We start from the raw sequence: 13,141 nt of genomic DNA, 5'->3' as shown, positions 1-13,141 counted from the left end.
ATACCCACCAAGCGGGCATTTCTCCTGATCAGGCAGTGGGAATTCACAGTCCCAAGTAGACACTTGACAGGGTGGTCCCGGTTTCGTCAAATCACCGCCATTGCCATTCCCTTGTGGACTGAGCGTGACCGGTGGTGCCGGGTACCGGTCGGTAAGGTCTCGACGGCGGCACGGTGGCGCAAACGGCCGGTTCCCGCGTTGTCGCACCCGGGTCGATCTGCGAGGATCCGGCTGACCTGTAGTCCGAATGGAGGACAGCGATGAGTTCTCGGCTCAACCCCTACCTCAACTTCCCCGGCACCGCCCGCGAGGCGCTGGAGTTCTACCAGGGGGTGCTCGGCGGCGACCTGCGCGTCAACACCTTCGGCGAGTTCGGCGCCCCCGACCCGGCGCTGGCCGACAAGATCATGCACGGCCAGTTGGAGACCCCGCAGGGCTACACCCTGATGGCCGCCGACTTCCCGCCCGGGATGGACAACAAGCCGGGCAACAACATCACGCTCAGCATCAGCGGCGACGACACCGACCTGCTGCGCGGCTACTGGGCCAAGCTCACCGAGGGCGGCACCGTCGACACCCCGCTGGAGAAGCAGATGTGGGGCGACGAGTTCGGCTCGTTCACCGACCGCTTCGGCATCAGCTGGCTGATCAACATCACCCAGCAGCAGGCCTGAACCCGCAGGAGTTGCCCTCTGACTGCCCTCCGGCTTGGACCGGAGGGGTACCGTCCTGGACTGGTCGACATGCGAACAGGCAGGTGAAGGCCCCTCCTGTCCTAGTGGGGCGGGTGGGGCTCGAACCCACGGCCAAGGGATTATGAGTCCCCTGCTCTGACCAACTGAGCTACCGCCCCCAGCGGGTTGGATCTTACCCACCGTGTCCGTGTAGCGGACACTCCAGGGATTCTCTTGATCAACTTTGGTCGGGAAGCCGCCAAGAGGGGTCCCGGACCCCGGCGATAGTGCGGAGCAAGTGCACAGTTGCCCTAGACAGCAAAGAAGCCCCGGGCGCGTGGCCTGGGGCTTTGCTCCTCCAGCTGGACTCGAACCAGCAACCCTTCGATTAACAGTCGAATGCTCTGCCAATTGAGCTATGGAGGATCGCCGTCGGGCCGGGGCCCAACGAGGCGTAACTCTAGCGCATGTCCGCCACCGCTTTCAGCGGGGGTACCCCCGTGGCGGCGCGGCGCGGGTTGGCGCGGTGGGGCAGGATAGGTGGACGGTGACACCCCTCGGGAGGCGTAGTGGTGAGGTTCCTCGTTGGCGCCGCGGTCGGGTATGTCCTGGGCGCCAAGGCGGGGCGCGGTCGGTACGAGCAGATCGTGCGCGCGTACCGGCGGATCGCCGATCACCCGGCCGTGCAAGGGGCGGCGGGGATCGCGCGGGCGAAGCTGGAGGACCTCCGGCACTAGGTCCACCCGGTCCAGCGTCACCCGCGCGAGTGGCTCACCGGACCCTGACGACGAAGAAGACCCGGCGGAACGGGAACCACGTGGTGCCGTCCGCCCGACGGGGGTACGCCTCGGCCAGACGTGGCGCCAGTTCGGCGCGGAACTGCTGCCACTGCGGGTCGGACAAGGCCGCGCGGATCGGGCGCAGCGCGGTGCCGCTGATCCACTCCAGCACGGCGTCCTCCCCGTCGAGCCGCTGCAGGTAGGTGGTCTCCCAGGCGTCGACGTCGCACCCGGCTGCGCTGAGCAATTCGGCGTAGCCGTCGGGGTTGAGAGTCGCGTCCTCCTCACGCAGGCGCACCGGTTCCAACAGATCGACCCACTCGGGTTCGGCGACCAACCCCCTGATCAACTCGTGCGACGGCGCCGCGAAGTTGCCCGGCACCTGCACCCCAAGCCACGCCCCCGGCGACAGCGCCGACGCCCACTTGGCCAGCAGGTCGGGGTGATCGGGCACCCACTGCAGCGCCGCGTTGCTGATGACCACGTCGGTCAGGTCGTCCGGGGTCCAGTCGCGCAAGTCCGACTGGCTGGCCACCACGCCCCTGGCCTGGGCCGCGGCGACCATCTCGGCGGAGGAGTCGATGGCCGTCAGCCGGGCGTTGGGCCAGCGCTGGGTCAGGGTGACGGTCAGGTTGCCCGGGCCGCAGCCGAGGTCGACCACCGCGCGCGGGCTCTCGGCGCGCACCCTGGCCACCAGGTCGAAGAAGGGACGGGCCCGGTGGTCGCTGAAACTCAGGTACTTCGCGGGGTCCCACATGACGCCTCCCAAATAAACCGTACGTACGTACTGTTTACCACAGTAGCGCGTCGGTCAGGCGTCCGCGAGCCCTTCACCCATCCGCTGGGCGACCTCTTGGGCGATGTCGCGCACGAGGGCCACGTCGGTCCCGGGGTCCGGGCGGACCTGCAGCACGGTCCCGTCGCGGCCGGGCACCTTGCGCTGGACGAACCACGCTCCCCCGTCTGGCAGCTCGCGGCGGTGGCGGGTGCGGATCGAGCCGGTGACCCTGCGGTGCACGGCCTGCGGCAGCTTGCCCGGCTGCTCCACCACGTACCGCTGCGGCGCGCGGTCGGCGAGCACGACGGCGTCCCCGGCCCGCTCGACCTCGTCGGCCTCGGTGATCACGAAGACGCCACTGGCCCAGCTCGCCTTGGACACCAGGTGCCAGCCGATCCGGCGCGGGCCGTCGTCGGTGGGCACCCACAGGCCGAGCGAGGTCGCGACCAGGTGGCCGCCGTCGCGCACCGGCGCCGAGGCCACCACGGCCTCCTCGCGCTCCAAGGTGCCGGTGAAGCCCTTGGGGACGCCACCGAGGAACCTGCCCAGCCAGCCGCTCACGGGATCACCCCATGCTCCCGCGGGCCTGCATGCCCAACGCCTTGTGCCACTCCTCCATTGCTACCAGATCCCCCCACAACTCCCGGACCTCTTCGGCGTGTTCGATCGGGGACAGCCGCTGCAACCGGGACTTGATGTCGGCGACCTGGCGGCCCACCTGCTCCTTCTGCAGCGCGGCCAGGATCGCCGAGGCGTAGCGCTCGGCGGCGGCGTTCTTGTTCGGCAGCGGCATCGGCTCGACGGCGAGCTCGCTGGCCAACCGGCGCACCGTCGGCGGGCAGTTCTTGCTGACCGCCTCCAGCAGCTCCGCGCCCGCCAGGCCGCTGGCCGTCCCACCCGCCGCCATCACGGCGGTGTGCACGGCGATGTACGCGGGGTTGGTGAACGCGCTGGCGGGCATCGAGTCGTACACCGGACCGGCCAGCGCGGGCTCCTGCAGGGCCAGCTTGAGCACCTCGCGCTGGGCGTGCAGCTCGGAGTCGTTCGGGTTGGGCCGCGGCGGGCCGTCGACCTCGACGGGGAGCGCGGCCTGGCTCGGGTTGACCGCGCGCGCCCGGCGGGTCGGCGCGACACCGGCGGTCTCGCGGACCCGGCGGACCACGGTCTGCGCGTCGTCCCAACCGACCCAGCCCGCGAGCTGGCGGGCGTACTCGTCGCGCAGCGAGTGGTCCTTGATCCTGGCCACCAGCGGCACGGTGCGGCGCAGCGCCTCGACCCGGCCCTCGGCGGTGTCCAGGTCGAACTCGGCCAACTCGGCGTGGATGGCGAAGGTGAACAGCGGCCTGCGCCGGGCGACCAGGTCCTTGACCGCGACATCGCCCTTGGCCTGCCGCAGGTCGCACGGGTCCATGCCGTCGGGGGCGACGGCGATGAAGGTCTGCGCGGTGAACTCCTGGTCGCCGTCGTCGAAGGCCTTGCGGGCGGCCTTCTGGCCCGCCTCGTCGCCGTCGAAGGTGAAGATCACCTCGCCGCGGAAGGAGGCGTCGTCCATCAGCAGCCTGCGCAGCACCTTGATGTGCTCGACGCCGAAGGCGGTGCCGCAGGAGGCCACCGCGGTCGGCACCCCGGCGGCGTGCATGGCCATCACGTCGGTGTAGCCCTCGACCACGACGACCTGGTGCCGCTTGGCGATCTCGCGCTTGGCGCTGTCGAGGCCGAACAGCACCTGGGTCTTCTTGTAGATGGGCGTTTCCCTGGTGTTGAGGTACTTCGCCTGGATCTGGTCGTCGTCGAAGATCCGCCGGGCGCCGAAGCCGACCACGTCGCCACCGATGTCGCGGATCGGCCACAGCAGCCTGCGGTGGAACTGGTCGATCGGGCCCTGCCTGCCCTCCTTGACCAGGCCGCCCTTGATCAGCTCGGCGACCTCGAAGCCGCGGCCGAGCAGGTACTTGGTCAACTTGTCCCACCCGGCCGGGGCGAACCCGCAGCCGAAGGTGTTGGCGGCCGCCTCGTCGAAACCGCGCTCGGCCAGGAACTCGCGCGCCTTGAGGGCCTCGGGGGTGCGCAACTGCTCGGCGTAGAACTCCTGCGCGGCCTTGTGCGCGTCGACGAGGCGGGAGCGGGTGCCCCGGTCGCGCTGGACGCTGGCGCCGCCGCCCTCGTAGGTCAGCTGGATGCCCGCCTGCTCGGCGAGCCGCTCGACGGCCTCGACGAAGGTCAAGTGGTCGATCTTCATCACGAACGCGATGACGTCGCCGCCCTCGCCGCAGCCGAAGCAGTGGAAGGTGCCGTGCGTCGAGCGGACGTTGAACGACGGGGTCTTCTCGTCGTGGAACGGGCACAGGCCCTTGAGCGCGCCACCCCCGGCGCTGCGGAGCTGGACGTAACCGCCCACCACCTCGTCGATCCGGCTGCGCTCACGGACCTGCGCTATGTCACTCTCCCGGATGCGTCCAGCCACGATCGTCGAGTCTAGGCGCGTCCCACCCGTGGGTCGCACGTCACCCTGAGGTGTGGTCGCCCGCGACTACGCTGTCCCGGGTGACCGTCAGCGACAACGCCTTGGCCGAGCGGTTCGCCACGCACCGCGACCACCTCATGGGTGTGGCCTACCGGCTGACGGGCACCCGCGCCGACGCCGAGGACGCGGTGCAGGACGCCTGGTTGCGACTGTCCGCTGTGGACGAATCGGAGATCCGCGACCTGCGCGCCTGGCTGACCACCGTGGTCGGCCGGTTGTGCCTGGACCGGTTGCGCTCGGCCACCGCGCGCCGGGAGAGCTACGTCGGACCGTGGCTGCCGGAACCGGTGGTCACCCCGCTCGGGGCACCCACCAGCGAGGACCCGCTCGACGTCGCGGTGCGCGAGGACGGTGTGCGGCTGGCCGCGTTGCTGGTGCTGGACCGGCTCAGCCCCGAGCAACGCGTCGCCCTCGTGCTGCACGACGCATTCGACCTGCCGTTCGCCGACATCGCCGCGACCCTCGGGTGCACCGAGGCCACGGCTCGCCAGCACGCCACCCGGGCCCGCAAGGCGGTCGCCAAGGCCGACGCACCAGCGCGGGCCACACTGGACGAACAGCGCGGCTTGATCGAGCGCTTCGTCACCGCGCTGTCCGCGGGTGACCTCTCGGCGGTCGTCTCGCTCCTGCACCCCACCGCCACCTTCGTCGGCGACGGGGGCGGGAAGGCGCGCACGGCCCGCCAGCTCATCACCGGCCCGGACAAGATCGGCCGGTTCTTCCTCGGGCTGTTCACCCAGTACGGCCCGGAGGTCCTGTCCGGCACCACGGTCCTGGTCAACGGCGACCTCGGCGTGCTGCTCCCCGCCGCCGACGCGGGCAAGGGCCGCGACCGCCGGGTCACCACCTTCGCCGTCCGCGACGGCCGCATCGCCGCCATCTACGACATCGTCAACCCGGACAAGCTCGCCGCCGTCCCAGACCTCGCCAACGCCCCCGAGGCCTAGCCACCGCGCCCGCCCCGGACCCGACACCGGCACGACGGCACGACGGCACGACGGCACGACGGCACGACGGCACGGAGATGGGGTCTCGCCGGGGCGGTTCGGGTCACGTGCGACGCGAACCGTGGGCGGGTCGACCTCGAGCCCGGTGGGGCGCGGGTGAACCGCGTCGGCGGGGTGTCCACCGACCGGCGAACCGGCCGGTGGCTGGTGCGCGGTCAGTGGTGGTCAGCGACCGGGGTCAGGGCTGGGGGACCCGGCAGGCGTCACCGGAGGTGAAGCCCTGGTCGGTGATGCCGAGGGCGTGGTTCATCCGCGCGCGCTGGTTCTCCAGCGCGATCTGGTAGGTCAGTTCCACGACTCCTTTCGCTCCGAAGGTCTGCCGCAGGTCCTCGACCTGGGCGTCGGTGACCGTCATCGGGTTGGCCGTCATCGCGTCCGCGTAGGCGATGGCCAGCCGTTCGTCGGCCGTGTACGCGTTCGACGTCGCGTACTCGTCGATGTGCTTGAGGCGGTCGATGTCGAGGCCATCGAGCCGCTGCAGCATGGTGCCGAAGTCGACGCACCACGAGCAGCCCACCTGCTGCGCCACCCGGTAGACCGCCAACTCGCGCACGTTGGCGGGCAGTTCGCGCGAGGCCCGCTGCACGCCCAGCTCGTGCTTGGCCGAGGCCAGCATGAGCTTGCGGTGGTGCGCCAGCACGGTGAACGGCTCGGGGACCGCGCCGAAGCGCCGCTTGGCGAACCAGTACAGGGCACGCAGGGTGGGACCCGCCTCACGGGTGCCGATGCCGGGGATCCGGGGCATGACTGCCTCCTCCGCTCGCTGCCCCCGGGGCCTGGGGGCGTTCACGGGGAGGACGGCACAGCCCGGCCCGGCGTGACAGGTCAGGCGGGGTTGGTGACGCGAGCCACGAAGTACACCACCCCCGTGTCCCGGTGTCGGACCAGCAGCAGGAACGGCCGGTCCACAGTGACGTCGACGCGCTCGGTCGCCACAGCGGTCAAGGCCATCGCGACCGCCGTCGCCGCGGCGCCCTCCAAGCCCTGCTCGTCGACCCGCAGTACGGACTCGTGCAACACCGCTTGGGCATAGAGCGGGTCCGGGCTGATCCCCGAGAGGTCGGCTTGGTCAGAGAACACCGTGGTAACGCCGAGGTCGTTCAGCGCCTCGGTCAGGTCCGACTGCGTGGAGACGTCCAGCTTCGGCAGGCGCAGCCCGACCTGCATCCAGTCCAGATCGGCCAGCAGCGCGCCCAACGACTCCGTGGTGAGCGCCGCCTCGGCGGGTCCGAGATCCCCGTCCGGCAGCAGCACCACGGCCTGAACCCCGCCGAGAGCTGGGATACCGACGACCTGCCACCCATCGCGCGCGGCGTAGGGCAGCTGCTTGTCGAGGTACATCGTCGGCACGTCGACAGTCCCCCGCGCGCCGGTGAACGGGCTCGGGCTCTCGTCAGGGGTGAACTTCCCCTCCCACGATGTCTTGAGGTACAGCGCATTGACCAAAATGGACACTGTGTCGGCGGTGATCACGTCCGGCGGGAGGAGGTCCGGGATGAGACCCCGGGTCGTCTCGGCGATGTCCGCGTTGATCTGGTCCCGCGCCTTGGTCGGCTCCGCCTGGAACGGGGCGTTGCGCACACCGCCGCTGCCCGCGAACAGGTCGGCGAAACCCGGCTCGATGTCGATCACCGCGTCGGCCCACAGGGTGTTCGCCACCGCGAGGGTCGGCTCCGGCTGGCCCTCCCACACCTCACTCAGGGTGCCCGCCGCGCCCAGCGCGGCGCCCAGCGCGGCGAGATCACCGAGCAGGGCGCGCAACTCGGCCTGGGTCGTGCCGCGCGCTCCCCTGGCCAGCAGCGTTAACGCACTGGCCGCCGAGAAGGGCGACCAGCACACCTGCTGGGTGGGGTCCGGGGCGATGGCCCGGTGCAAGGCGAGGGTGAAGTCCAAGTGCGACACTGCGTTTCTCCCGACTCGGTGCGTGTGGTGCTCCAGGTTCCGCGTTCTGTCCTCGCACCCGAGTGTGCCGGCTCAGCGCGGGTCGGCTCGGAAGTTGTCCACAGGCTCGCCCGTGCACAGGTTGGCGTGCCACCCACGGGCCTGCGCGTCGGTCAGCGAGGCCACCTGGTCGACCACGACCCGCAGCAGCCGTGCGTCGTCCTGGGCGGCGTGCCAGGCGGGTTGGAAGGCCGGTTCCAGGGCGGACGCGCCGCGGTCGGTGAGTGCCGCGACCAGCTCGGTGATCCATTCCCGTTGCCTGGCCTGCAGCGCCAACCGGCGGGGGTCGCTCATCACGTAGTGCACCGCCATGGCCTTGAGCAGGGCGACCTCGGCGGCGACGAGCGGCGGCACGACCAAGTCGGCGGCGTACCTCGTCAGCGGGCCGTCGCCGTGCACGGCGCGAGTGCCGGTGACGGCGGCAGAGGCGAACCGGCCGACTAGTTCGCTGGTCAACCGTTTGAGCGCCACCTGTGCGCCCAAGGAGCCGTCATAGTCGTGCCCGACCAAGTCCGCGACAACCGGTAGGGCCAAGAGCCCGTCCGCGGCCGCTTCGACTACCGACAACGGTTCAGGTGAGAAGTGCTTGGCAGCGAGTTCGGCTACCACCGTGCGCTCGACCGGATCCGCTAGTGCTGACAGGGAAATCCGGCCGGAACGCACTCCGTCCTCGACGTCGTGCACGGAGTAGGCGACGTCGTCGGCCCAGTCCATAACCTGTGCCTCTAGACACTGACGGTCGCCGGGGGCTCCTACCCGAATCCACATGAAGACCGGGAGGTCGTCGTCGTAAGCGCCGAACTTCACCTGACCGGGACGTCGCGGCCAGGGGTACTTCGTCGCGGCGTCGAGTGAGGCGCGGGCGAGGTTGAGACCGTGGGGGGTGCCGTCCGCGCCAAGAACCTTGGGTTCGAGCCTGGTGAGGATCCGGAGGGTCTGCGCGTTGCCCTCGAACCCGCCACAGGGCTGCGCGACGGCGTTCAGCGCCTGCTCACCGTTGTGCCCGAACGGGGGGTGCCCGATGTCGTGGGCCAAGCCAGCGGTGTCGACAACGTCAGGATCGCACCCCAGCTCATCCGCGATGCCGCGCCCGATCTGGGCTACCTCCAGCGAGTGGGTCAACCTCGTGCGGGGGATGCCGTGGACCTCGGACCCCTCGTTAGGGCCAACGACCTGGGTCTTGCCCGCGAGTCGACGCAAGGCAGCGGAGTGCAGGACGCGCGCTCGGTCTCGACTGAACGGACTTCTTGCAGCGGGCAGCGCGCCATCCAGCACCGCGCCCTTAGGACCTTCGGCGAAGAGGCGTTCACTGTCCTGTTCGGTGTAGCCCACAAGGAGAGACTACGTCCGTCAGCCCACTTCTTCGTCGATGGCGATACCGTCGGCGGACGCGTTGGTGGCGCGGTAGTAGAGCAACGCCGCCGTCTCCCGGAAGATGTACCGGGCCTGGGTTTCGCGGGTCTGCACGATCGGCCCGGAGTGCGTCGGTGACGTCCACGCGTCCAGGCCCGCGTCCTTGGCCATGGTGCGCGAGCGCAGGGAGTGCCAGGGGTCGCTGACGATCACGGCGGTCTCCCAGCCGCGGTCCTTGACCTTGATGGCGACGGCCTTGAGGGTGCCCAGGGTGTCGTTGCCCTCCCCGACGGCGATCACCCGGTCCTCGGGCACGCCCCGGTCGACCAGCCAGCGGCGACCCGCCTCGGCCTCGGTGAACCGGTCCCCCGCCCGACGGCCGCCACCGGTGACGATGTACCCGGCCACGCCCTGCTCGTAGAGGGCCTTGGACTGGCGCAACCGCGCCTCGAGGACCTTGGACGGCTTGCCCGCGTACTGGGCCGCGCCGAGGACGACCACGACATCGGCCTTGTCCCGATCATCGATCCTGGCGACCTGCCAGACGCGGAACGCGGTGCCGCCGACCACGAGGAACCCCATGAGCACGAAGCCGACGAGCAGCCTGCGCAGGAACCGGCGGACTGGGTGGGGGTGGGGAGGCACGCGCAGCATCCTTCCAGAACGGGTGTACGGCGCCCCGGCACGGGCTGGTCTGCCACCTGGTCAGACGTCCACGCAGGTCGCCGGGTTGCCTGGACCGAGTTGTCCACAACCGGTCGAGTTGTCCACAGGCCAACGACTCCCCTTTCGCCCACCCGCCGAACCAGGGTTACCTCGGGACCATGCGAACGAACCACCCCACCCCGGAGGTCATCCTCCTGGCGGAGTCCGGCCCCAACCGACTGCGCAGGCTTCGCGCCGCATTCCGGAACGCCCACCCCGACGCCGTGGTGACCGGCCGGGAAGCACTGTGGCTCAACGGCATCCCGGTGCCCCAACAGGGCGCGGTGCACCTGCTGGTACCGCTGAAACGACCGGGCCGCGCCGACGGGTCAGTCATCGTCGAACGCACTGCCCACCCACCGGAACCGTTGTGGCGACGGGGTTTTCCCACCACCCCCGCCGCCAGGGCCGCGGTGGACAGCTGCAGGAGAGCGGCGACGCTGGACCAGGTGCGGGAGTTGATCGACGTCACCCGGGCGGGTGGCGTCGAGGTCAGCGACCTGCACGCGGAGCTGGCGCACGTCCCCGAGCAGGGCACCACGTTGCTGCGCCGGGTGCTCGCCGAGATCGACCGCGACCTGCGGTGGCGGTCGGCCAAGGCGGCGCAGGACCTCGTCGACCGGGCAGGGCTACCACCGCCCACCTGGACGGCGCGGCTGAGCACGGTCGGTGATGTGCACCTGGCGGTGGTCGACGCCTGGTGGGACAAGGTCGCCTTCGCGTGGGACTGCGACCTGCACCGGCCGTGGGCACCACGCACGGGTGTGCCCGCGCTGACCAGGGCGGCTCGGCTCACCGCGGCGGGGATCGTGCCCCTGCACACGGACCCGCTGCGGGTCATCGCCGAGCCGGACACGGTCGTCGAGGAACTGCGCGGCGCTTACCGGTTGGCCACGACTCGTCCCCGGCCGGAGGTGATCATGTCCTGATCGCCACCCGCACCGCACCCACCCACCGGCGGTCAGGCATCGGGCATCGGGCATCGGGCATCGGGCATCGGGCATCGGGCATCGGGCGCAGGATGTCGGAGGGCCAGGGGCCGGTGCGGGATGTCGGACGCCGGGACGGATGTCGCTTGCTGGCGCAGCACCTGAACCAACGCGGCTTGAGGCGTGGGGGATGTGGGCACTGGATGTCAGTGCCGGGCACGGGTTCCAGTAGTGGGTGTCGGAGCCAGGTACCGATGCCCGGTGCGGGAGCTGGATGCTCCACGGCACCACCCGCCGGGCCGCGATGCCCAGGACAGACGGCGGTGGGTGGACCTGCCGGGTGCTGGGTTGGGCGGGTGAAGCGATGGAGGAATCGGTCCGCGAACGGCGTGGAGAAGCTGGACCCGACCGGCACGGACGTAAGTGGGGTCCGTGCCGGAGGAGTTGGGTCCGCGGTCGATATGGAGAAGTTGGTCAGCAGCCGATGAGGAAGGGGGCTAGGTAGGACTCGAGGTTGTCGATGGAGACGCGGTTCTGGGACATGGTGTCGCGTTCTCGCACGGTGACGGCCTGGTCGTTGAGGGAGTCGAAGTCGACCGTGACGCAGAACGGGGTGCCGATCTCGTCCTGCCTGCGGTAGCGGCGGCCGATGGCGCCCGCGTCGTCGAAGTCGACGTTCCAGTTCTTGCGCAGGGCGGTGGCCACGTCGCGGGCCTTCGGGGAGAGGTCCGCGTTGCGGGAGAGGGGGAGCACGGCGACCTTGACCGGGGCGAGCCTGCGGTCCAGGCGCAGGACGACGCGCTTGTCGACGCCGCCCTTGGCGTTGGGGGCCTCGTCCTCGACGTAGGCGTCGAGCAGGAAGGCCATCATCGGCCTGCCGACACCGGCGGCGGGTTCGATGACGAACGGGCGGTAGCGGGAGTTGGTGGTCTGGTCGAAGTAGGACAGGTCCACACCGGAGTGGTTGGAGTGCGTCGTCAGGTCGAAGTCGGTCCGGTTGGCGATGCCCTCGAGCTCACCCCACTCCTGGCCACCGAACTGGAAGCGGTACTCGATGTCGACCGTCCGCTTGGAATAGTGCGAGAGCTTCTCCCGCGGGTGCTCGTAGATCCGCAGGTTGTCCTTCGCGATGCCCAGGTCGGTGTACCAGCGAGTCCGCTCGTCGATCCAATACTGGTGCCACTCGTCGTCGGTACCGGGTTCGACGAAGAACTCCAGCTCCATCTGCTCGAACTCGCGGGTGCGGAAGATGAAGTTGCCCGGGGTGATCTCGTTGCGGAACGACTTGCCGATCTGACCGATGCCGAAGGGGGGTTTGCGCCGCGACGTCGTCTGCACGTTGAGGAAGTTCACGAAGATGCCCTGCGCGGTCTCGGGGCGCAGGTAGTGCATGCCCTCGTCGGTCTCCACCGGGCCGAGGTGGGTCTTGAGCATCATGTTGAACTCGCGCGGCTCGGTGTACTGGCCGCGGGTGCCGCAGTTCGGGCAGGGCACGTCGGACAGGTCGCCCTCGGCGACGTCCTTGCCGGTGCGCGCGGCGTACTCCTCGACGAGCTGGTCGGCGCGGAAGCGCTTGTGGCACGAGGTGCACTCGACGAGCGGGTCGTGGAAGGCGTTGACGTGGCCGGATGCCGTCCACACCTCGCGGGGCAGGATCACCGACGAGTCGAGGCCGACGACGTCGTCGCGGCCCTGCACGACGCTGCGCCACCACGCGCGCTTGATGTTGTCCTTGAGTTCGACGCCGAGGGGTCCGTAGTCCCAGGCCGACCGCGTACCGCCGTAGATCTCCCCGGACGGGTAGACGAAACCACGGCGCTTGCAGAGGCTGACGACGGTCTCGATCCGGTCGGCTGCCACGACCCCTCCTGTCGGAACTCAAGGGCGAGGCGACCAGCGTAGTCCGCACCCCGGCGTGGTCCGTCCGGGGGACGGGTGATCAGCGGGCGGTGGTCGGGCCTGCCGCCTCACCGAGGCGGACGGTGTCGGCGTCGGCCGCCAGCAGGCTGACGTGGTGGCGGACCTCGCCCGGCTGGCCCTCAAGCACGACCTCGTAGGCGGCGGGCTCGGTGGTGTCGGCCTCGGCCAGCAGCGGGATGACGTGCGTGCGGACGTCGAACGGGGACAGCGCCCTGCGGTAGGCCGACACGGACGCGAACTCGACGGTCAGGACCCAGCCGTCGGCGGCCTCGGTGGAGCGGGCCAGCAGGGCGCGCTGGCAGCCCGGCTGCGCCAGCAGCAACTCCAGGGCCACTCGGACCCGCTCGATGAACGGTTCCGCGTCAGCGGTGGTGAACCTGGCGATCAGCAGCACGGGCGAGACCTTCCGAGCGGGGCAACGAGGGCAGGACAGCGAGGTGGGGCAACGACCTGAGGACGCGAGCGGCGGTCGGACGAGAGCGCGGGGCAGGGACAGCAGGATAAGGCGATCGGTGTTCGTCCCGGTGAGTT

Annotated in this window: 13 protein-coding genes and 2 tRNA genes; 4 read left to right on the top strand and 11 right to left on the bottom strand. The window is 70.2% G+C overall.

What is annotated here, in order from left to right:
* Positions 1-260: 260 nt before the first annotated feature.
* Positions 261-674, top strand: coding sequence for a VOC family protein (locus LV79_RS25670; protein WP_253840794.1), 414 nt, complete (start codon positions 261-263; stop codon positions 672-674).
* 105 nt (positions 675-779) lie between these two features.
* Here the strand turns inward: LV79_RS25670 and LV79_RS25665 are convergent.
* Both LV79_RS25665 and LV79_RS25660 read right to left on the bottom strand, forming a co-directional pair.
* Positions 780-853: transfer RNA gene (locus LV79_RS25665), tRNA-Ile, on the bottom strand.
* Positions 854-1,027: 174 nt separating this feature from the next.
* Positions 1,028-1,100, bottom strand: a tRNA-Asn gene (locus LV79_RS25660).
* Between the two features lie 146 nt (positions 1,101-1,246).
* Between LV79_RS25660 and LV79_RS25655 the strand changes: the two genes are divergently transcribed.
* Complete coding sequence (locus LV79_RS25655; RefSeq protein ID WP_253841232.1) at positions 1,247-1,411, top strand: hypothetical protein; 165 nt, start codon at positions 1,247-1,249, stop codon at positions 1,409-1,411.
* A 34-nt stretch (positions 1,412-1,445) separates the two neighbouring features.
* Here the strand turns inward: LV79_RS25655 and LV79_RS25650 are convergent, their stop codons facing one another.
* Genes LV79_RS25650 through dnaG form a run of 3 tightly spaced genes read right to left on the bottom strand, consistent with a single transcriptional unit; the run spans position 1,446 to position 4,695 of the window.
* Entirely contained in the window at positions 1,446-2,210 is a 765-nt protein-coding gene (locus LV79_RS25650; RefSeq protein ID WP_253840793.1) for a trans-aconitate 2-methyltransferase, read from the bottom strand.
* A gap of 54 nt (positions 2,211-2,264) precedes the next feature.
* Positions 2,265-2,792, bottom strand: a complete 528-nt coding sequence (locus tag LV79_RS25645) for a hypothetical protein (protein ID WP_253840792.1) — start codon at positions 2,790-2,792, stop codon at positions 2,265-2,267.
* A gap of 4 nt (positions 2,793-2,796) precedes the next feature.
* On the bottom strand, positions 2,797-4,695 hold the full coding sequence (gene dnaG, locus LV79_RS25640; protein WP_253840791.1) for a DNA primase: 1,899 nt from the start codon (positions 4,693-4,695) through the stop codon (positions 2,797-2,799).
* Between the two features lie 71 nt (positions 4,696-4,766).
* On the opposite strand from dnaG, the gene LV79_RS25635 reads away from it, so the two are divergent.
* Positions 4,767-5,702 (top strand): sigma-70 family RNA polymerase sigma factor, encoded by a 936-nt coding sequence (locus LV79_RS25635; RefSeq protein WP_372495485.1) that lies wholly within the window; start codon positions 4,767-4,769, stop codon positions 5,700-5,702.
* A 238-nt stretch (positions 5,703-5,940) separates the two neighbouring features.
* Here LV79_RS25635 and LV79_RS25630 read toward each other — a convergent pair whose 3' ends face one another.
* The 4 genes from LV79_RS25630 to LV79_RS25615 all read right to left on the bottom strand — a co-directional run bounded on the left by LV79_RS25630 (position 5,941) and on the right by LV79_RS25615 (position 9,638).
* A complete protein-coding gene (locus LV79_RS25630; RefSeq protein WP_253840789.1) occupies positions 5,941-6,507 on the bottom strand; it encodes a carboxymuconolactone decarboxylase family protein in 567 nt (188 codons plus the stop codon).
* Positions 6,508-6,587: 80 nt separating this feature from the next.
* Positions 6,588-7,664, bottom strand: a complete 1,077-nt coding sequence (locus LV79_RS25625; protein WP_253840788.1) for a serpin family protein — start codon at positions 7,662-7,664, stop codon at positions 6,588-6,590.
* A gap of 72 nt (positions 7,665-7,736) precedes the next feature.
* Positions 7,737-9,035: a deoxyguanosinetriphosphate triphosphohydrolase gene (locus LV79_RS25620; protein WP_253840787.1), complete on the bottom strand. Its 1,299-nt coding sequence runs from the start codon at positions 9,033-9,035 to the stop codon at positions 7,737-7,739.
* An 18-nt stretch (positions 9,036-9,053) separates the two neighbouring features.
* Positions 9,054-9,638, bottom strand: a complete 585-nt coding sequence (locus tag LV79_RS25615; protein WP_372495484.1) for a YdcF family protein — start codon at positions 9,636-9,638, stop codon at positions 9,054-9,056.
* 242 nt (positions 9,639-9,880) lie between these two features.
* On the opposite strand from LV79_RS25615, the gene LV79_RS25610 reads away from it, so the two are divergent.
* Positions 9,881-10,690 (top strand): hypothetical protein, encoded by an 810-nt coding sequence (locus tag LV79_RS25610; RefSeq protein ID WP_253840785.1) that lies wholly within the window; start codon positions 9,881-9,883, stop codon positions 10,688-10,690.
* A gap of 474 nt (positions 10,691-11,164) precedes the next feature.
* On the opposite strand, the gene LV79_RS25605 is transcribed toward LV79_RS25610, so the two are convergent.
* Positions 11,165-12,550, bottom strand: a complete 1,386-nt coding sequence (locus LV79_RS25605) for a glycine--tRNA ligase (protein ID WP_253840784.1) — start codon at positions 12,548-12,550, stop codon at positions 11,165-11,167.
* A gap of 79 nt (positions 12,551-12,629) precedes the next feature.
* Positions 12,630-13,004 (bottom strand): antibiotic biosynthesis monooxygenase, encoded by a 375-nt coding sequence (locus LV79_RS25600; RefSeq protein ID WP_253840783.1) that lies wholly within the window; start codon positions 13,002-13,004, stop codon positions 12,630-12,632.
* Positions 13,005-13,141 lie beyond the last annotated feature (137 nt).

The sequence above is a fragment of the Actinokineospora globicatena genome (assembly GCF_024171945.1).
Classification (GTDB): Bacteria; Actinomycetota; Actinomycetes; order Mycobacteriales; family Pseudonocardiaceae; genus Actinokineospora; species Actinokineospora globicatena.
Note: the sequence above shows the minus strand (reverse complement) of the source record. Positions and strands in the feature narration are given on the sequence as shown.